The 18,520-nt window shown below is 65.0% G+C and carries 17 protein-coding genes; 8 read left to right on the top strand and 9 right to left on the bottom strand.

What is annotated here, in order from left to right:
* Positions 1-128 precede the first annotated feature (128 nt).
* Positions 129-758, top strand: coding sequence for a cytochrome b/b6 domain-containing protein (locus I6F37_RS31590; protein WP_036002769.1), 630 nt, complete (start codon positions 129-131; stop codon positions 756-758).
* A 70-nt stretch (positions 759-828) separates the two neighbouring features.
* Entirely contained in the window at positions 829-1,611 is a 783-nt protein-coding gene (locus I6F37_RS31585; RefSeq protein WP_036002733.1) for a molybdopterin-binding protein, read from the top strand.
* A 119-nt stretch (positions 1,612-1,730) separates the two neighbouring features.
* Here the strand turns inward: I6F37_RS31585 and I6F37_RS31580 are convergent, their stop codons facing one another.
* Positions 1,731-2,933, bottom strand: coding sequence for a YbfB/YjiJ family MFS transporter (locus I6F37_RS31580; protein ID WP_036024151.1), 1,203 nt, complete (start codon positions 2,931-2,933; stop codon positions 1,731-1,733).
* Positions 2,934-3,164: 231 nt separating this feature from the next.
* Here I6F37_RS31580 and leuB point away from each other — a divergent pair, with 231 nt between their 5' ends.
* Positions 3,165-4,277 (top strand): 3-isopropylmalate dehydrogenase, encoded by a 1,113-nt coding sequence (gene leuB / locus I6F37_RS31575; RefSeq protein WP_036002726.1) that lies wholly within the window; start codon positions 3,165-3,167, stop codon positions 4,275-4,277.
* Between the two features lie 119 nt (positions 4,278-4,396).
* Positions 4,397-5,032 (top strand): DapH/DapD/GlmU-related protein, encoded by a 636-nt coding sequence (locus I6F37_RS31570; protein WP_036002723.1) that lies wholly within the window; start codon positions 4,397-4,399, stop codon positions 5,030-5,032.
* A 76-nt stretch (positions 5,033-5,108) separates the two neighbouring features.
* Here I6F37_RS31570 and I6F37_RS31565 read toward each other — a convergent pair whose 3' ends face one another.
* Both I6F37_RS31565 and I6F37_RS31560 read right to left on the bottom strand, forming a co-directional pair.
* Positions 5,109-5,495: a hypothetical protein gene (locus tag I6F37_RS31565; protein WP_036002720.1), complete on the bottom strand. Its 387-nt coding sequence runs from the start codon at positions 5,493-5,495 to the stop codon at positions 5,109-5,111.
* A gap of 170 nt (positions 5,496-5,665) precedes the next feature.
* Positions 5,666-6,454: a hypothetical protein gene (locus tag I6F37_RS31560; RefSeq protein ID WP_225130236.1), complete on the bottom strand. Its 789-nt coding sequence runs from the start codon at positions 6,452-6,454 to the stop codon at positions 5,666-5,668.
* Positions 6,455-6,571: 117 nt separating this feature from the next.
* Between I6F37_RS31560 and I6F37_RS31555 the strand changes: the two genes are divergently transcribed.
* Positions 6,572-7,606, top strand: a complete 1,035-nt coding sequence (locus I6F37_RS31555; protein WP_057025860.1) for an aspartate-semialdehyde dehydrogenase — start codon at positions 6,572-6,574, stop codon at positions 7,604-7,606.
* Between the two features lie 5 nt (positions 7,607-7,611).
* On the opposite strand, the gene I6F37_RS31550 is transcribed toward I6F37_RS31555, so the two are convergent.
* The 4 genes from I6F37_RS31550 to murJ form a co-directional block, all read right to left on the bottom strand.
* On the bottom strand, positions 7,612-8,181 hold the full coding sequence (locus I6F37_RS31550; protein ID WP_036002713.1) for a NifU family protein: 570 nt from the start codon (positions 8,179-8,181) through the stop codon (positions 7,612-7,614).
* Positions 8,182-8,499: 318 nt separating this feature from the next.
* Positions 8,500-8,994, bottom strand: coding sequence for a universal stress protein (locus I6F37_RS31545; protein WP_036002710.1), 495 nt, complete (start codon positions 8,992-8,994; stop codon positions 8,500-8,502).
* 106 nt (positions 8,995-9,100) lie between these two features.
* Positions 9,101-10,153: a tryptophan--tRNA ligase gene (trpS, locus tag I6F37_RS31540; protein ID WP_225153676.1), complete on the bottom strand. Its 1,053-nt coding sequence runs from the start codon at positions 10,151-10,153 to the stop codon at positions 9,101-9,103.
* Between the two features lie 81 nt (positions 10,154-10,234).
* Complete coding sequence (gene murJ, locus I6F37_RS31535; protein WP_225153675.1) at positions 10,235-11,767, bottom strand: murein biosynthesis integral membrane protein MurJ; 1,533 nt, start codon at positions 11,765-11,767, stop codon at positions 10,235-10,237.
* Positions 11,768-11,891: 124 nt separating this feature from the next.
* Here murJ and I6F37_RS31530 point away from each other — a divergent pair, with 124 nt between their 5' ends.
* The gene (locus I6F37_RS31530; protein ID WP_225153673.1) at positions 11,892-12,893 is read left to right on the top strand and encodes an adenosine kinase; all 1,002 of its coding nucleotides are present in this window, start codon (positions 11,892-11,894) and stop codon (positions 12,891-12,893) included.
* 171 nt (positions 12,894-13,064) lie between these two features.
* Here I6F37_RS31530 and I6F37_RS31525 read toward each other — a convergent pair whose 3' ends face one another.
* Together I6F37_RS31525 and I6F37_RS31520 are read right to left on the bottom strand one after the other, a co-directional pair.
* Positions 13,065-14,759 (bottom strand): AMP-binding protein, encoded by a 1,695-nt coding sequence (locus I6F37_RS31525; protein ID WP_225153671.1) that lies wholly within the window; start codon positions 14,757-14,759, stop codon positions 13,065-13,067.
* Positions 14,760-14,907: 148 nt separating this feature from the next.
* A complete protein-coding gene (locus tag I6F37_RS31520; RefSeq protein ID WP_036002698.1) occupies positions 14,908-16,104 on the bottom strand; it encodes a serine hydrolase in 1,197 nt (398 codons plus the stop codon).
* Positions 16,105-16,450: 346 nt separating this feature from the next.
* Between I6F37_RS31520 and I6F37_RS31515 the strand changes: the two genes are divergently transcribed.
* Positions 16,451-16,771, top strand: coding sequence for a hypothetical protein (locus tag I6F37_RS31515; protein ID WP_036002694.1), 321 nt, complete (start codon positions 16,451-16,453; stop codon positions 16,769-16,771).
* 108 nt (positions 16,772-16,879) lie between these two features.
* Entirely contained in the window at positions 16,880-18,373 is a 1,494-nt protein-coding gene (locus I6F37_RS31510; RefSeq protein WP_225153669.1) for an NAD-dependent succinate-semialdehyde dehydrogenase, read from the top strand.
* The last annotated feature ends 147 nt before the right edge of the window (positions 18,374-18,520 follow it).

The following is an 18,520-nucleotide window of genomic DNA, read 5'->3' as shown; positions in this document are numbered from 1 at the left end:
GGATACCCGGCTCGCTCTTTTGTGACCACAATAGCCTCACGACATCGATTCGATGGCGAACGGGATGTAACGAAAGCCGAAACACCGGCGTATAATCGCTGTCACACGACCTCAGGATGGAACCCGCCATGGCGAGCCTCACAGTCACCGACGAGCAGGTCACGGCCACCAAGTCCAAAGTGATCCAGCCGGCCTGGGTGCGGGTCATGCATTGGATCAACGCGCTCGCCATGATCCTGATGATCCTGTCGGGCTGGCAGATCTACAACGCCTCGCCGCTGTTCGACTTCCGCTTTCCGCGCGAGTACACGCTGGGCGGCTGGCTCGGCGGCGGCCTGCTCTGGCATTTTGCGGCGATGTGGCTGCTGATGATCAACGGCCTCGCCTATCTCGTCACCGGCATCGCTACCGGCCGCTTCCGCAAGAAGCTGCTGCCGATCACGGCATCAGGCGTGCTCCACGACGTCAGGGCGGCGCTGACCTTCAAGCTCGGCCATGACGATCTCACCGTCTACAATTACGTGCAGCGGCTGCTCTATGCCGGCATCATCGTGGTCGGTGTGCTGATCGTGCTGTCGGGCCTTGCGATTTGGAAGCCCGTTCAGCTTTATTATCTCGTGATGCTGTTCGGCGATTATCCGGCCGCGCGCTATGTCCACTTCTTCTGCATGGCCGCGATCTGCGCGTTTCTGGTCGTCCACGTCTTGCTTGCGCTGCTCGTGCCGAAGAGTCTGCGCGCGATGATCATCGGTCGCTAGAGCATGATCCGGAAAAGTGTGAGGCGGTTTTCCGACAAGATCATGCTCAAAATGGATATGTGAGGAGAACATGGCCAAACGTCCCTTCCTGATCCCCGGCGTCGACAAGCGGCTGCTGATCAAGGATTCCATCAAGACCATGCCTGATCTCGCCCGGCGCCGCTTCATCGCGGGCGGTGCGAGCCTGGGTGCGCTGACGCTGCTCACGGGTTGCGACGTGATCGATTCGTCCTCGGCCGAGACCATGCTGGCGAAGGTCTCGAAGTTCAACGATGCCGTGCAGGCCTGGATGTTCAATCCCGACGCGCTGGCGCCGACCTTCCCCGAAAGCGCGATCACCAAGCCCTTCCCGTTCAACGCCTATTACGATCTCGACGACGCGCCTGACATCTCGGCCGCGGATTGGAAGCTCGAGGTGCGCGGCCTCGTCGACAACAAGAAGTCCTGGACGCTGGATGAACTCTACAAGCTGCCCCAGGTCACGCAGATCACGCGTCACATCTGCGTCGAGGGCTGGAGCGCGATCGGCAGCTGGACCGGCACGCCCTTGCGCGATTTCCTCAAGCTTATCGGCGCCGATACGCGCGCGAATTATGTCTGGTTCCAGTGCGCCGACAAGGACGGCTACAACTCGCCGCTCGACATGCGCAGTGCGCTGCATCCGCAGACGCAGATGACGTTCAAATACGCCAACGAGATCCTGCCGCGCGCTTACGGCTTTCCGATGAAGATCCGCGTGCCGACCAAGCTCGGCTTCAAGAACCCGAAATACGTGGTCTCGATGGAAGTCACCAACGATTACAAGGGCGGCTATTGGGAAGACCAGGGGTATAATTCGTTCAGCGGGAGCTAGCTCCGCTGTCGTAGGGTGGATTAGCCGAGCGGCTGCGCGAAGCGCAGTCGGTGGGCGTAATCCACCATACTTCCGCAGTTGCCGAGCGAAGTTGGTGGATTACGCTTCGCTAATCCACCCTACGGCACCGATTGCTTGGCCGGCCCCACCTTCCGCTGGCACAACGCCGCCACCGCGCCCAGCGCCAATAGCGCCGCCGACACATTCAGCGCGTAACTCAGGCTCCCCAGCGCATCGGTGATCGCGCCGACCACGATCGGCCCGAGCGTCTGGCCGACGCCGAACGAGATCGTCATCGCCGCGATCGCGGTCGGCCACACCTCTGGCGGATAGTTGAAGCGGACGAAGGCGGTGGTCGAGCCGACCACGGCGAAAAAGGCGACGCCGAACACGATCGCGGAGACCGCGAGCCAGGCCGGCGAATGCCCGAGCATCGGCAGCGCTGCGCCAGCTGCGTTGGTGCCGAGGATGATGGCGGTGGCGAGCCCGCCGCGGTCGAGCGCCAGCACGCCGCGCCAGGCCCAGGGCGTCACGAACGCGCTCAGACCGATCAACCCCCAGAACGCCGCCTGCGCCGCGGCCCCGCCGCCGCCGTCGCGCACATAGGCGATCATGAAGGTCATGTAGGCGATGTAGCCGGCGCCGAACAGGAAATAGCCGGCCAGATAAATCAGCACCGGCAGGATCGCGAACGAGGCATGACCGCCTTCGGAGAAGCGCGCGCCGCTCTCGATGCGGATCAGGAACAGCGGGATCGTCATCGCGACCGACAGCAGCGTCAGCGCCCACCACACGATCCACCACGAGCCCGGCCCGAAATATTGCAGCGTGAACGGGGCGATCAGCCCCGAGGACAGAATGCCGATGCCGGGTCCGGCATAGAACAGGCTGAGCAGAAAGTTGGCCCGTTCGGGCCGCGACTGGGCGATGGTGGCGGCGAGCGCGCCGCCGGCGACGAAGCCGGCCGCCGCGCCCAGGCCCAGCACCAGGCGCGCCAGGCTCAGCGCGACGAAATCCCCCGTCAGCGCGCAGGTGGCGAGCGCGGCGACGCAGGCAATGGTTCCGCCGCGGATCGCGGCGGCCCAGCCGACGCGCCGGATCAGGCGGGACGCCACCAGCGCGCCGACGAGATAGCCGACGGCGTTGATCGTGTTCATGAAACCGGCCGCCGAGTAGGACCAGCCGAGGTCCTCCCGCATGTCCGGCAGCACCAGCGCATAGGCAAAGCGGCCGATGCCGAGCCCGACGGTGGCTGCCAGCGACAGGGTCAGGATCAGCCGCGCGGGGTGTGCGTCGGGCAGGGGGCGATCAGGGGCGTGCAAGGGGTACTCCGGCCCGTCCAGTGTGGCAGGCCCCGCCGGCCTTGCACAGCCGCAGCGCGGCAATGGTGTCTTGCCAAGCGCGCAACGCCGCTCTAGCACTCCGGCGCCGTCATTCCGGGGCGCGCGAAGCGCGAGCCCGGAATCCATAACCCCGGCTGGTGGCTATGGATTCCGGGCCCGCGCTAAGAGGCGCGTCCCGGAATGACGAGAGAGGATCGAAAAGGACACGACATGGCGACCCACAAACTGCTGCTGCTTCCCGGCGACGGTATCGGCCCCGAGGTGATGGGCGAGGTGAAGCGGCTGATCGACTGGCTCAATTCGGCCGGGATCGCCAAGTTCGAGACCGACACCGGCCTCGTCGGCGGCTCCGCCTATGACGCGCACAAGGTGTCGATCTCCGAAGGCGACATGGCCAAGGCCAAGGACGCCGACGCCGTGATCTTCGGCGCGGTCGGCGGTCCGAAGTGGGATGCCGTGCCTTACGAGGTGCGCCCGGAAGCCGGCCTCTTGCGCCTGCGCAAGGATCTCGCGCTGTTCGCCAACCTCCGTCCCGCCGTGTGCTATCCGGCGCTGGCGGATGCTTCCAGCCTGAAGCGCGAGGCGGTCGAGGGCCTCGACATCGTCATCGTGCGTGAGCTCACCGGCGGCGTCTATTTCGGCGAGCCCAAGACCATCACCGATCTCGGCAACGGCCAGAAGCGCGCCATCGATACCCAGGTCTACGATACCTATGAGATCGAGCGCATCGGCCGCGTCGCCTTCGAGCTTGCCCGGAAGCGCAAGAACAAGGTGACGTCGATGGAGAAGCGCAACGTCATGAAATCGGGCGTGCTCTGGAACGAGGTCATGACTCAGGTCCACAAGCGCGAATACCCCGATGTCACGCTCGAGCATCAGCTCGCCGATTCCGGCGGCATGATGCTGGTGAAATGGCCGAAGCAGTTCGACGTCATCGTGACGGACAATCTGTTCGGCGACATGCTCTCCGACATCGCGGCGATGCTCACCGGCTCGCTCGGCATGCTGCCCTCGGCCTCGCTCGGCGAGGTCGACGTCAAGACCAAGAAGCGCAAGGCGCTGTACGAGCCCGTGCACGGCTCGGCCCCCGATATCGCCGGCAAGGGCCTCGCCAATCCCATCGCGATGATCTCGTCCTTCGGCATGGCGTTGCGCTATTCTTTCGACATGGGCGATCTCGCCGACAAGGTCGACCAGGCCATCGCTGCCGTGCTGGCCAGCGGCCTGCGCACCGCCGACATCAAGTCGGAAGGCACCACGGCCGCTTCCACCACGCAGATGGGCGAAGCGATCCTGAAGGAATTGCAGAAGCTGCACGCGTAAGGCGGGAAGAATCGTAGCCTGGATGGAGCGAAGCGAAATCCGGGTTCTCACCCCGTGGACAGACCTTCCCGGATTGCGCTTCGCTCCATCCGGGCTACGGCCTCATTGGAAACCGCCTCATGGATACACCCCGCCCCAAGATCGCGGAAACCGTCATCCATGAGACGGTGCGCCTGCGCGAGGCGCAGGTCGGGCGGCGTTGCGAGGTGCTTGCGGGCACGCGCATCGAATATGCTTCGCTCGGCGACTACTCCTATCTCGGCGAGAATTGCGACGTCGCCGACGCCGTGATCGGCAAGTTCACGGCGATCGCCAACTCGGTGCGGATCGGTGCGCCAAACCACCCGATGGGCCGTCCCTCGCAGCACCGCTTCACCTACGTCCCCGAATATTACGAGGCGGGCGCGACGCGCGACCGCGACTTCTTCGCAGGTAGGCGCGGCGACCGGGTGATCGTCGGCAACGACGTCTGGATCGGCCACGCCGCCATCCTGCTGCCGGGCGTGAGCGTCGGCGATGGCGCAGTGATCGCCGCAGGCGCCGTCGTTAGCCGCGATGTCGAGCCGTACACCATCGTCGGTGGCGTTCCCGCCCGTCCCATCCGCAAGCGCTTTGACGATACCGTTTCCGCAAGCCTGCGCCGCATCGCCTGGTGGGATTGGCCGGATGCGCTGATCTTCGAACGCCTCAGTGATTTCCGCTCCGAGGCCATCGAAGAATTTTGCCGGCGCTACGATCCGGCAGCCAATGCGTAAGACGGACGCATCTCGCGAAAAACAAAAATGGCCGGGCGTGAGCACCGGCCATTTTGATTCGGTCGTGACGCCCGCCTCAGTACAGCGGGAAGTTTTGCGGATAGCCGCCGACATCCTGCGGCGGGGAGAGCGGCTGGCGGTCGATCGGCCGGTTGAGGTTCTCGCGGGCGAAGGACGGATAGCCCACGGCCGGGGGGAAGGCGTAGTCGGTGAACTTGCGGTCGCCCGGATTGACCTCGGTGCCGCCATCGAGCCAGGAGCGCTTGCTCACATAGAGGCGGGTGCGGCCCTGTTGATAGACCGTGTTGGGGCCGCTCGGGCCGTAATAGGGCCGGCCGCGGTCGTCATAGCGCTGCTTGGTCCTGGTGTCGGCGGAAGCCGCGGTCGCGAACGCAACGGCCATTGCGGCGCCCGCCGCAAGCAATGTCGCCAGTTTGTTCGCGGCAGAAAATTTCAAGCTCATCACGTCCCCTTCAGGCGGCAGGCCGCCAGTCGATTTCACCCCATACTAGCCCGGCCGGGGCGGACGCAACTAGGTCAATTGGGTCACACCAGCTCGGAATAATCGTGCGCGCCGGCAAAAGTTGCATGCAAACCAGCTACTTGAGCTTGATGCAGAATCCTTGATGCAAGTCAAAGCGCTCCGCGCAATTGCGCGTTCGCTGCGCCCAGCAGCCAGTCCGGCGAGCCCTGGGGGTCACAGCCGCGGCGCCTGAGCTCGGCATGGGCGAACAATTCCGCCAGCCTCGGCTCGTTGCCTGAGGCCAGCAGCGTCAGCCGGTTCAGCGTGCAGGCGATCGCCGCGCGGCGGGCGGGCAAGCTGTCGCCCTGGCAGGAGAAGCCGGAGATCTGCAAGGCGGGCTCCTCGTAGCGCTTGAGATAGCCGAGGCAGGCCCGCGTCCCCTCTGTCGCGCCGACCGGCCGGAACAGGGCGACGGGGCCGAATTTGCTGTCAATCAGGCCGGCCTGCTCGAGCGGGGCATCTGCACCCAAACCCATCCGGGCGGCCAAACCCGCGGCCGCCGGCCGTGTCACGTCGAATTCGGCGCCTTGGCGGTAGATTTCGAGTTCGGCCACCGGCTTGTCCGCCATATCGGTCCAGCGCAGCACGTCCCTGCGGCCGCCCTCGGAATGCCTAAAGATGACGTAAGAGGCTGTTTTTTCTGATGAATCGATCCGGCTGACGGCGAAGGCCGGATGCGAGCGGTCGGCGATGCTCCAGCCCGGTCTGTCCGCCGGACCATCGCCACGCAGGTCAGGCAGCTGTCCCAATGCCGCAAGGGCGAGGATGGCAAACAGGGCGAGCGCCCCCACATAGGCGACCAGATGCGCCAGCGTGCCGACGACCTCGTCGGCCAAGGCCAAGAGCGTCAGCTGGATCTGGGTAGGGCTAACGGCCGTGCTGGCCTCAGGCGACTGCATCCACGTCCCCAAGGCATGGTCTTAACGTTGTCTTGAGTCCGGTTCTCGCATAGAAGCGCTGCTCTTCCTGTTTAAGCGTCAGCTTCGGGAACGGGCTTTTTCATCGGAGAGTGAACGATGGGTTACAAAGTCGCAGTCGTCGGCGCGACCGGCAATGTCGGTCGGGAAATGCTCAACATCCTGGATGAGCGCAAATTCCCCGCGGACGAGGTCGTGGCCTTGGCGTCGCGCCGCAGCGTCGGTGTCGAAGTCTCCTATGGCGACCGCACCCTGAAGGTCAAAGCGCTCGAGCATTACGACTTCTCCGACGTCGACATCTGTCTGATGTCGGCGGGCGGGTCGGTGTCGAAGGAATGGTCGCCGAAGATCGGCGCCGCCGGTGCCGTCGTGATCGACAATTCCTCGGCCTGGCGCATGGATCCGGACGTGCCGCTGATCGTGCCCGAGGTGAATGCGGCCGCGACCGAAGGCTTCAAGAAGAAGAACATCATCGCCAACCCGAACTGCTCGACCGCCCAGCTTGTGGTGGCGCTCAAGCCGCTGCACGAGAAGGCGACGATCAAGCGCGTCGTGGTCTCGACCTATCAGTCGGTATCGGGCGCCGGCAAGGACGCAATGGACGAATTGTTCTCGCAGACCAAGGCCGTCTACACCAACGACGAGCTGGTCGCGAAGAAATTCCCCAAGCGCATCGCCTTCAACGTCATCCCTCACATCGATGTCTTCATGGAGGACGGCTACACCAAGGAAGAGTGGAAGATGATGGCGGAGACCAAGAAGATCCTGGATCCCAAGATCAAGCTGTCCGCCACCTGCGTGCGCGTGCCTGTGTTCGTCGGCCATTCCGAGGCCGTCAACATCGAGTTCGAGAATCCGATCACCGCCGATGAAGCGCGCAACATCCTGCGCGTGGCGCCCGGCTGTCTCGTCATCGACAAGCAGGAGCCCGGCGGCTACGCCACTCCTTACGAAGCGGCCGGCGAGGACGCGACTTACATCAGCCGCATCCGCGAGGACGCGACTGTGGAGAACGGTCTCGCGCTGTGGTGCGTATCCGATAACTTACGCAAGGGCGCCGCCCTCAACGCGATCCAGATCGCGGAAGTGCTGATCAACCGCAAGCTGATCAGCGCGAAGAAGAAGGCGGCGTAACCGGCTTACATCGGCCGGACTTCGACCACGTCAGGCACGAAGTGCTTGAGCAGGTTCTGGATGCCGTGCTGGAGCGTCGCCGTCGATGACGGGCAGCCGGAGCAGGCGCCCTTCATGTTGAGATAGACGATACCGTCCTTGAAGCCGCGGAAGGTGATGTCGCCGCCGTCATTGGCAACGGCCGGCCGCACCCGGGTCTCGATCAGGTCCTTGATCATGTCGACGGTCTCGGCGTCGGCTTCATCGAAGAACTCGTCCTCGTCGTCAAGATCGGCATCGCTGTGCGCTTCGCCGCCGGCGAGCAGCGGCGCGCCGGACATGTAGTGCTCCATGATGGCGCCGAGAATCGCGGGCTTGAGCTGCTGCCACTCACCGCTCGCCTTCGTCACGGTGATGAAGTCCGATCCGTAGAACACGCCGGTGACGCCGGGCACCTCGAACAGCTTCTCAGCGAGCGGGGAGCGCGCCGCCGATTCGCGGCTCGAAAATTCCATCGGGCTGCCGTCGACCACGACGCGGCCGGGAATGAACTTCAGCGTGGCGGGATTGGGGGTGGCTTCGGTTTGAATGAACATGGTTTTCTCCAGACGTCGCCGGTTCAAGGCCGGCGCGTGCTCTATCCCCTAGCAGATGGCGACGGCTAACGCACGGTCAAGGGGAGGCGGGATATTAGCTCATAAAAATCAGTGGGTTGGCCTTACCCTCCCCTGGAGGGGTCCGGGACGAGCGTAGCTCGCCCGTGGTCGATCGCGCGCAGCGCGAGCGGGGTGGGTTGATCTCTCCACTCGGGCAGTGTCGGATGTGGAGAGACCGTCACCCCACCCCGTCTTATGCCTCGCTTCGCTCAACATGAGCCGACCCTCTCCTCCAGGGGAGGATAAGATGCATCGTCGCTAGGACAGCGAATCCACGCTCTCATCGCTCAGGGCACCCGAGATGATCGTCACCGGCACCGGGAATGTGCCGAGCGCATGCGCGAGCAGCGAGACCAGAGGCCCGGGCCCTTCCGCGCCAGGATTGGCGGCGAGCACCAGCATGGCGATATCAGGATCCTCGTCGATCACTGCGAGCAGCTGTTCCATCGCGCTGCCTTCGCGAATGACGCGCTCCGGCGTGATGGCGGCGATGCCGTTGGCGCGCCCGGCGGCGCGGTCGAGCGCGGCTTCGGCGGCTTCCTGTGCCTCGGCGCGCATGATGTCGGCGACCCCCAGCCATTCCTGGCTCTGCTGCTCAGGCTCGATGATGCGCAGCATCACCACGCCGCCGCCGGCGCGAATCGCCCAGCGGCTGGCGTAATAGACGGCGCGATCCCATTCGGCGCTGTCGTCGACGATGACGAGGCATTTGGGCTTGTGACCCGGCTCGTAGCAAAGTCGCTTGCTGGTCATGCATGTCCCGGATTGTGCACGGGGAGCATGCTGCCACACTCCCGCGATGTTTGGGAGGGGCGAAGCGGCCGGCGCCGTGGCGCCAGCCGGTATCGCGAAGCGCGCTCTAGCGCCGGCGAATGAAGCCGACGATGTCCTTGGAGAGCTTCATGGTCTCGTCGGCGATCGCGCGCGCCCGGTCGGATCCGTCGTTCAGGATCGCCTCGATGTGGCCAGGGTCGGCGACGAGGCGCTTCATCTCGCCGGCGATCGGCGCGAGCTTGGTCACGCACAGCTCTGCCAGCGCGTTCTTGAAGCTGGAGAACTGGCCGTTGCCGAACTCACGCAGTACGTCCGCCTTGGAGCGGCCGGACAGCGCGGCGAAGATGCCGACGAGATTGTCGGCCTCGGGCCGCGCTTCCAGGCCCTTCTCTTCCGTCGGCAGCGGCTCCGGATCGGTCTTCGCCTTGCGGATCTTCTGCGCGATGGTGTCGGCATCGTCGGTGAGGTTGATGCGCGAATTGTCGGAGGCGTCCGACTTCGACATCTTCTTGGTGCCGTCGCGCAGGCTCATCACGCGCGTTGCCGGACCCGTGATCAAGGGCTCCGGCAGCGGGAAGAACAGCCCGTCATTGACGCCCTGCGCGCGGATCGAGTCGCCGAAGTCGTTGTTGAACTTCTGCGCGATGTCGCGCGAAAGCTCGAGATGCTGCTTCTGGTCCTCGCCCACGGGAACGTGGGTGGCGCGGTAGAGCAGGATGTCGGCGGCCATCAGCACGGGATAGTCGAACAGCCCGACCGAGGCGTTCTCCCGGTCCTTGCCGGCCTTCTCCTTGAACTGGGTCATGCGGCCGAGCCAGCCCATGCGCGCGACGCAGTTGAAGATCCAGGCGAGCTCGGCATGGCCCGAGACCTGGCTCTGGTTGAACACGATGTGCTTCTTCGGGTCGATGCCGGCCGCGATGAACGCGGCGGTCACCTCGCGGGTGTTGCGCGCGAGCTCGACCGGCCCGCCCCAGACCTCCACCCCTTGCGTGATCGCGTGCATGTCGACGACGCAATAGATGCAATTGTGGGTTTCCTGCATCTTCACGAAGTTGACGATGGCGCCGAGGTAATTGCCGAGGTGCAGATTGCCCGTCGGCTGGACGCCCGAAAAGACCCGTTCAACGAATGGCATGGTCAGCCTTCCCATAGGTATTCGGCCGTCGTTTCCAACAGCGGCGCTGCCCCGTCAAGGGTCTTTCGCGGAGGCCGTGGTCTAGCTGGGCCGTTTCAATGCGTTAACCGCCTCGCGCCAGGAGGCGGCACCGAGGATCTGCAGCAACAGGCCGTAGACGGCGATCCCGGCTGCGATCTGCACACCCAGCACAATGAAGTGGATGAGCCCATGGGCGCCGGCCGGCACCAGACCCGCGGTCAGCCAGAGCAGGGCGCCCATGGCGATCGCGGCCAGCACGATCCGCGGCAATCGCGTGCGGGCCGCCGCGTCGATCGAGAAGCCGAACTCGCCCGCGCCCTTGCGGAGCAGCGCGAGCGCGCTGCTCCAGGCGCCAGCCGCGATGCTTGCCGCGATTCCGCTTGCGCCAAAGACATGACCGAGCAGAACCGCGAGCACGACCGTCACCACGAAGCCCTTGGCAGTCGCGAGCAGCGGCGTCATCGTGTCGCTGCGGGCATAGAACGCCGGCGACAGCGCCTTGATGAGCACATGCGCCGGCAGGCCCAGCGCCAGCCACATCAGGGCACGCGCGGTGGCCGCGCTGTCCGCCGCACCGAACGCGCCATGCTCGAACAGCAGCCCCACGATCGGCTCGGCGAGCACGATCAGGCCGACCGTGGCCGGCAGCGCCAGCCCGGCGGAAAGCTCCAGCGCGCGGGATTCGGCATGCGCCACCGCGTCGCGATCGGAGCTCGCGACGGCGCGCGTCAGCTCCGGCACCAGCACGGTGCCCATGGCGACGCCGACGATGCCGAGCGGCAGCTCGATCAAGCGGTTGGCGAAATAGAGCCAGGACACCGCGGACGGCGTTGCGGACGCGATGATCGCACCCGCCACCATCAGCCATTGCGGCCCCGAGCTTGCGATCATGCCGGGGATCGCCTTGGCGAAGAAGCCGCGCATCTCCTTGTCGAAACTCGCGCGCAGCGGTCTCGCAAGGCGCGCGCTTCGCTGCGACAGCAGCATCAAGAGTTGCAGCAAGCCGGCGAGGCCGACGGTCGCTGCCAGGATCCAGGCGGCGAAGCCGGCGTCTGCATGCCAGACCAGCAGCATCGCGATCGCGGCGATCAGCGCAATGTTGAACAGCAGTGGCGAGAACGCCGTCAGCGCGAAGCGTCCCTGCGCATTGAGCAGCCCCATCAGCACGGTGACGGGACCGGCGAAGGCGAGGTAAGGCAGCATCAGCCGCGCGTTCTGAACCGCGAGATCGAGCGTGCCACTGCCGAGGAATCCCGGCGCGATCACCGTCATGATCAGCGGCATCAACAATGCGAGCAGGAGTGAGATCCCGATCAGGGCCGTGCTGACCGTGCCGATCACGCGCCCGGCGAACGCCGCGGCTTCCGCCACCCCGTCGCGGTCCCGCACCCGCAGCCAGGCTGGGATCAGCGCCGCGTTCAGCGCGCCCTCGCTGAGCAGCCGCCGCACCACGTTGACGAGCTGGAACGCCGCCAGAAACGCATCCGCCACGGCGCCGGTGCCGAGCAGCGCCGCAATCAGGGAATCGCGGGCGAAACCCAGCAGGCGCGAGGCCAGCGTTCCCGTCGAGACGGTCAGGAAGGAGCGGATCATGCTCTCGAAAATACCGTTGCTTGCCCGCCAAGGCCCGGTCGTGATAGGCCGCGAGCTTGGATTTCAGGCCGACAGGAAGCGGATTTCCGGTTAGATCGCAATCCGGCAAACAGGATCAAGGTGAATGGCTGACGTGAAATATGACGTTCTCGGCATCGGCAACGCGCTGTTCGACGTGCTGGTTCGGACCGACGAGGCCTTTCTGGCCAAGCATGGCATGGCGAAGGGCAGCATGTCGCTGATCGACGAGGCGCGCGCGGCCGCCATCTACAAGGACATGGGTCCGGCGACCGAGGTCTCGGGCGGTTCGGCCGCCAACACCATCGTCGGCATCGGCAGCCTGGGGGCACGCGCCGCCTATGTCGGCAAGGTCAAGGACGACCAGATCGGCAAGCTCTACGTGCACGACATTCGCGCCGCCGGCGTCGCCTTCAACACGCCGGCCGCCAAGGACGGCCCCGCCACCGGCTGCTCCTACATCCTGGTCACCGGCGACGGCGAGCGCACCATGAACACCTATCTCGGCGCGGCGCAGGACCTGTCGCCCGCCGACATCGATCCGGCCGAGATTGCCGGCGCCGGCATCGTCTACCTCGAGGGCTATCTCTGGGACCCCAAGAACGCCAAGGAGGCCTTCGTCAAGGCGGCCAAGATCGCCCATGACGCCAAGCGCAAGGTGGCGCTGACGCTGTCCGATTCCTTCTGCGTTGATCGCTATCGCGACGAGTTTCTCTCGCTGATGCGGGGCGGCACCGTCGACATCGTGTTCGCCAACGAGTCCGAACTGCACTCGCTCTACATGACCTCGGACTTCGACACCGCGCTGAAGCAGCTGCGCAACGACGTCAATCTCGGTGTCGTCACCCGCAGCGAGAAGGGCTGCATGGTGGTCTCGTCCGAGGATGCCGTCGCAGCGCCGGCGTTCCCGGTCGACAAGGTGGTCGACACCACCGGCGCCGGCGACCTGTTCGCCGCCGGCTTCCTCTACGGCCTCGCGCGCAATTTCGGCTACAAGCAGTGCGGCGAGCTCGGCGCGCTCGCCGCCGCCGAAGTCATCCAGCACATCGGCGCCCGCCCGCTTGTCTCGCTGAAGGAGCTGGCCGAGCAGCGCGGGTTGACGGGGTAGGGTCCCGCTCTCACTCCGTCATCGCGACCCTCATTCACCGGTGTCATCGCCCGCGAAGGCGGGCGATCCAGTATTCCAGAAGCGTCAGCGGGTTACGGAAAAGCCACGGCGTACTGGATTCCCCGCTTTCGCGGGGAATGACACCGTCAGTGTTGCGCGAGCGTTCGACACTCATGCCGTCTTCGCCGCCTTCAATCCCAGCCGCTGCTCCACCGCGTCCCGCATCAGGAATTTCTGGATCTTTCCGGTCACGGTCATCGGAAATTCGTCGACGAACTCGACGTAGCGCGGGATCTTGTTGTGGGCGATCTGGCCCTCGCAGAAGGCACGTACTTCCTCAGCCGTCAGTTGCTCGCCCGCTCTGACACGAATCCAGGCGCAGAGCTCCTCGCCGTAGCGGGTATCGGCGACGCCAAAGATTTGCACGTCCTGGATCTTGGGATGGCGATAAAGAAACTCCTCGATCTCGCGCGGATAGAGGTTTTCGCCGCCGCGGATCACCATGTCCTTGATGCGGCCGACGATGTTGCAATAGCCTTCGTCGTCCACGGTGGCGAGATCGCCGGTGTGCATCCAGCCGTTGGCGTCGAGCACGTCGGCGGTCTTTTCCTTCTCCTCCCAATAGCCCAGCATGACACTGTAGCCGCGGGTGCAGAGCTCGCCGCGTTCGCCCCGCTTGACGATCTTGCCTTCGAGGTCGACGACCTTGACCTCGACATGCGGGTGGATGCGGCCGACCGTGGAGACGCGCCGCTCGAGCGGATCGTCGGTTGCGCTCTGGAAGCTGACCGGGCTGGTCTCGGTCATGCCATAGGCGATGGTGACCTCGCGCATGTTCATTTCGGTGTTGACGCGCTTCATCACCTCGATAGGGCAGGGCGCGCCGGCCATGATGCCGGTCCGCAGCGATGTCAGGTCGAAGCCGGCGAATTCGGGGTGATCAAGTTCGGCGATGAACATCGTCGGCACGCCGTAGAGCGCCGTGCATTTCTCCTGCTCGATGGTGCGCAGCGTCGCGAGCGGGTCAAAACCCTCGCCGGGATAGACCATTGCGGCGCCGAGCGTCACGGAGGCAAGGTTGCCCATCACCATGCCGAAGCAATGATAGAGCGGCACCGGAATGCAGATGCGGTCCTGCTCGGTGAGGCGCATCGCGCGGCCGACGAAATAGCCGTTGTTGAGGATGTTGTGGTGGGTCAGCGTCACGCCCTTCGGTGATCCGGTCGTGCCGCTGGTGAACTGGATGTTGACGGGATCGTCGAATTGCAGCTCGGCGCCGAGCGCGGCCAATTGCTGACGGTGCCGGTCGCCACCCATCTGCGCGACCTCGTCGAAGGCAATTGTGCCCGGTGCGGCCGGGCCGCCGATCTGGATGACATTGCGGAGGGCCGGCAGCCGTGCCGCTTGCAGCTGTCCGGGCCTTGCGCCCGCCAGCTCCGGCAATAGCGTGTTGAGCATCTCCATGTAGTTGCTGGTCTTGAACGCCGTCGCGGTGACGATCGCCGCGCAGCCGACCTTGCGAAGGGCAAATTCCAGCTCGCTCAGGCGATAGGCAGGATTGATCGTCACCAGGATCAGGCCGGCCTTGGCGGCGGCGAACTGGGTCAGCGTCCATTCCGGTCGGTTCAGCGACCAGATGCCGATCCGCTGGCCCCGCTCGAGTCCGAGCGCGAGAAAGCCGGCGGCGAGCGCATCGACCCGTTCGGCGAATTCCGACCAGGTCCATCGCACCTCGTGGCTGGGCGAGACCAGCGCTTCGCGATTGCACCAGCGCTGCGCGGCCTGGTCGAGACTCCGGCCGATCGTGTGGCCGAGCAGCGGCGCGTCCGAGATGCCGCAAACGTAGCTGTCCGCTTTGTCCGCCAAGTCGAAATCCTTTCGTGAGTGATGATCGGCACACTCTACCCGTCGTCATGCCCGGGCTTGTCCCGGGCATCCACGTTCTTTGTGCCGCGTGGCAAGTCGTGGATGGCCGGGACAAGCCCGGCCATGACGTCAGGTGAGAGGTTGCGAGTCACGCCGCCTTCTGCCCGCTTCCGGCAGCATCGAGCCCGGCATAAACGCCGCGCTCGAAGCCCGCGAACGCCTCCAGGCATTTCGCATCCGCGAACGGCAGCAGCTGCATCAGGATGACGCCGGTGACGTCGCGCGCCGGATCGATCCAGTAATAGGTGTTGGCAAGGCCTGCCCAGGCGAGGCTGCCGGCGCTGCGGCCCTCGGCGGTCTTGGCGGTGTTGATCATGAAGCTGAGGCCCCACTTCTTCACCTGCTCAGGATAGAGATCGACGTCGTTGGTGTACATCGGCGCCGCCGTCGTCATCTTGCCCATAGCGAGATCGCCGATGTGGTTCTGCCCCATCGTCGCGACCGTCTCGGCTTTCAGCACCTGGTTGCCGTTGCCGCGCCCCTTGTTGAGGATCATCTGGGTGAACTTGATGTAGTCGCCCGCCGTCGAGTACAGGCCGCCGCCGCCCATGTGGAATTCCGGCTCCTGCTCCAGCTCGAACGGGATCGCTGCCAGCTGGCCGTCCTCGCCGCGCGCATGCATGCCGACCAGGCGCTTGCGCATGTCGTCGCTGATCTTGAAAGCGGTGTCCCGCATGCCGAGCGGCGCGAACAGATTGTCGCGCAGGTACGCGTCGAGCCGCTTGCCGCTGGCGGCCTCCACGGCCTTGCCGACGAAATCGATGTTGGTGCCGTATTCCCAGCGCGTGCCGGGGTCGGACATGATCGGCGTCTTCAATGCCGCATTCTGGCAAGTGGTGATGGCGGGGATGCCGTGCTTGTCCAGATAGACCGCGAGATCGCCGTTCCACATATTGTAACAGAAGCCGGCGGTGTGGGTCATGAGCTGGCGCAGCGTGATCGGTCCTTTGGCCGGCCGCAGCTTCGCCTCGCCCTTGGCGTCAAAGCCTTCGAGCACCTGCGGATTGGCGAGCTCCGGCAAGACGTCGCCGATCGGCGCATCCAGCGACAGCTTGCCCTGCTCGACCAGCTGCATGGCACCCGCTGTGGTCACCGCCTTCGTCATGGAGGCGATCCAGAACACGCTGTCGACACTCATCGCATCGGGCTTGGACAGATCGCGCTTGCCGAACGCGCCCTGATACAGCACGTCTTGACCGCTGGCCGCGATGGCGACGACGCCCGGAATCTCCTTGGTCTCGCTCTTCTGACGCAGAATCTCATCGATCTGGGCTTGGCTTTGCATGGCGTTTCCTCGGGTTTGATTATTGTTGGAAGTGATCGATTGTCTTCCCGGATCTCCGGCGCGGCAAGCGCCATCTATGTACCTGCACCGGTCGCGATGTCGTGACTTGACGGTCTTGATCCAACGCAGGACGACAACGAGGCTGAGCGCGTACGCTCTTCTACAATCTGCGGTGGATCGGCGTGTCTCGCCTCACCTTGGATGGGTTGCTCGCGATATGCTTTGTGGTTCTCGAACCCCTGAAACATTTCGTGAGCTGCCGCGTTCAGCACCCGGCCCGATCGACGAGCCGTTAAGACTTGATGCAAATGTGCCGGCCGTGGATGGGCGGCGAGGGGGACCTCAGATGATTTCGACCTGGAGCGAATGGAAGCGCTATCCCCGTCCGGGACGTGGCGAGAACCTGGAGGCGCCGATTTCGCCGGGGATCTACGAGGTCCGCGTCGCCGGTACCGGCGCCCTTTATTCCTTCGGGGCGGTGGACAATCTGGCGCAGGCGCTGGCGCTGCTGCCGGTCGGCTCGAAGTCATGGTTCGGTCGCCGCGACACCTCGTCAGTCCCCGATTTAGAGTACCGGACCTGCGCGACGTCCACGAAAGCGGATGCCAAGGCCGCCGCGGAGCGCATGATCGGCCGCCGCGAGACCTATATGAGCGGCGCGGCCTAAGGCCGCTGCCAGTTTAGCTGCCATCTGACGTGCGTTTGCAGGGCGGTGCATTGCGCACCGTCTGTCCCTATATTGCGGCCGATCCGATCGCCGCCAGGGAGAAACGCCATGACCCAGACCGCCGCCGCACGCGCCCCGCAAGCCACCGCCACCCTGCGCGACCGGTTGAAGGACCCCTCGCTGCTGAAGGAGGCCTGCTACATCGACGGCGCCTGGGTCGGCACGCCGGTCTTCGCCGTCAACAATCCCGCCACCGGCGTCGAGCTCGCAAAGGTGCCGCAGCTTGGTGCTGACGACACCACCCGGGCGGTGGAAGCTGCCGAGCGCGCCTTTCCGGGCTGGGCCAAGCACACTGCAAAACAGCGCTCGAACATTCTGCGCAAATGGTTCGAGCTGATCACGGCCAATCGCGAGGATCTCGCGCTGATCCTCACCTCCGAGCAAGGCAAGCCGCTCACCGAGGCGCTGGGCGAGGTCGATATCGGCGCCGCCTATATCGAGTTCTTCGCCGAAGAAGCGAGGCGCGTCTATGGCGAGACCATCCCGACCCAGCGGCCCGATGCGCGCCTGCTCGCCATCAAGCAGCCGATCGGCGTCTGCGGTGCGATCACGCCGTGGAATTTTCCGAACTCGATGATCACCCGCAAGGTCTCGCCGGCGCTGGCGGCCGGCTGCACCGTGGTGCTCAAGCCCGCCAATGAGACGCCGCTGTCGGCGCTGGCACTGGCCGTGCTTGCCGAGAGGGCCGGCATCCCCAAGGGCGTGCTCAACATCATCACGGGCGATGCGCCGCCGATCGGCAAGGTGCTGTGCGAGCATCCGGCGGTGCGCTTCGTCGGCTTCACCGGCTCCACCGCCGTCGGCAAGATCCTCTATCAACAGGCCTCGGTCGGCGTGAAGCGGCTCGGCCTCGAGCTCGGCGGCAATGCGCCGTTCATCGTGTTCGACGACGCCGACATCGATGCTGCGGTCGAGGGCGCCATCGTCTCGAAATACCGCAACATGGGCCAGACCTGCGTCTGCGCCAACCGCATCTACGCCCAGGACAAGATCTACGACGAGTTAGTGCAGAAGCTGTCGAAGAAGGTCGCGGCAATGAAGATCGGCGACGGCACCGAGAGCGGCGTGACGCAGGGCCCGCTGATCAACATGAAGGCGGTCGACAAGGTCGAGCGCCACATTGCCGATGCCGTCAAGCGCGGCGCCAAGGTCGTCACCGGCGGCAAGCGCAGCGAGCTCGGTCGCTCCTTCTTCGAGCCGACGGTGCTGGCCGACGTCAAGCCGGACTCGCTGGTGTCGCAGGAGGAGACCTTCGGCCCGCTCGCGCCCGTGATCCGCTTCAAGGACGAGGCCGACGTCATCGCGATGTGCAATGCCTCGCCGTTCGGCCTCGCCTCGTACTTCTATTCCCGTGACCTCGGCCGCGTCTGGCGTGTCGCCGAGGCGCTGGAATCGGGCATGGTCGGCGTCAACACCGGCCTCATCACCACCGAAGTCGCGCCCTTCGGCGGCGTCAAGGAAAGCGGCCTGGGCCGCGAAGGCTCCCGTCACGGCATGGAAGAATATGTCGAGATCAAATACGTGATGATGGCGGGGGTGTGAGCGGCTCGCTCGTGTCAGCGCGAATGCGAGCCAGGCGGAGATGTTGGAGAGGCCGACCGGCCTCTCCACGTCATTGCGAGCGCAGCGAAGCAATCCAGAATCCCTCCGCGGAAACACTCTGGATTGCTTCGCTGCGCTCGCAATGAC

It is taken from the genome of Bradyrhizobium sp. NBAIM08 (genome assembly GCF_020193935.1).
Classification (GTDB): Bacteria; Pseudomonadota; Alphaproteobacteria; order Rhizobiales; family Xanthobacteraceae; genus Bradyrhizobium; species Bradyrhizobium yuanmingense.
The sequence above is the reverse complement of the archived record's forward strand: the minus strand, read 5'-3'. Positions and strand labels throughout refer to the sequence as shown.

What these genes read in the sequence shown, in the direction of transcription:
- I6F37_RS31510 (WP_225153669.1), top strand. Translation starts at nt 16,880, where the DNA reads ATGACCCAGACCGCCGCCGCACGCGCCCCGCAAGCCACCGCCACCCTG.
- I6F37_RS31530 (WP_225153673.1), top strand. Translation starts at nt 11,892, where the DNA reads ATGGCTGACGTGAAATATGACGTTCTCGGCATCGGCAACGCGCTGTTC.
- leuB (WP_036002726.1), top strand. Translation starts at nt 3,165, where the DNA reads ATGGCGACCCACAAACTGCTGCTGCTTCCCGGCGACGGTATCGGCCCC.
- I6F37_RS31570 (WP_036002723.1), top strand. Translation starts at nt 4,397, where the DNA reads ATGGATACACCCCGCCCCAAGATCGCGGAAACCGTCATCCATGAGACG.
- I6F37_RS31545 (WP_036002710.1), bottom strand. Translation starts at nt 8,994, where the DNA reads ATGACCAGCAAGCGACTTTGCTACGAGCCGGGTCACAAGCCCAAATGC.
- trpS (WP_225153676.1), bottom strand. Translation starts at nt 10,153, where the DNA reads ATGCCATTCGTTGAACGGGTCTTTTCGGGCGTCCAGCCGACGGGCAAT.
- murJ (WP_225153675.1), bottom strand. Translation starts at nt 11,767, where the DNA reads ATGATCCGCTCCTTCCTGACCGTCTCGACGGGAACGCTGGCCTCGCGC.
- I6F37_RS31565 (WP_036002720.1), bottom strand. Translation starts at nt 5,495, where the DNA reads ATGAGCTTGAAATTTTCTGCCGCGAACAAACTGGCGACATTGCTTGCG.
- I6F37_RS31590 (WP_036002769.1), top strand. Translation starts at nt 129, where the DNA reads ATGGCGAGCCTCACAGTCACCGACGAGCAGGTCACGGCCACCAAGTCC.
- I6F37_RS31520 (WP_036002698.1), bottom strand. Translation starts at nt 16,104, where the DNA reads ATGCAAAGCCAAGCCCAGATCGATGAGATTCTGCGTCAGAAGAGCGAG.
- I6F37_RS31550 (WP_036002713.1), bottom strand. Translation starts at nt 8,181, where the DNA reads ATGTTCATTCAAACCGAAGCCACCCCCAATCCCGCCACGCTGAAGTTC.
- I6F37_RS31585 (WP_036002733.1), top strand. Translation starts at nt 829, where the DNA reads ATGGCCAAACGTCCCTTCCTGATCCCCGGCGTCGACAAGCGGCTGCTG.
- I6F37_RS31515 (WP_036002694.1), top strand. Translation starts at nt 16,451, where the DNA reads ATGATTTCGACCTGGAGCGAATGGAAGCGCTATCCCCGTCCGGGACGT.
- I6F37_RS31560 (WP_225130236.1), bottom strand. Translation starts at nt 6,454, where the DNA reads ATGCAGTCGCCTGAGGCCAGCACGGCCGTTAGCCCTACCCAGATCCAG.
- I6F37_RS31555 (WP_057025860.1), top strand. Translation starts at nt 6,572, where the DNA reads ATGGGTTACAAAGTCGCAGTCGTCGGCGCGACCGGCAATGTCGGTCGG.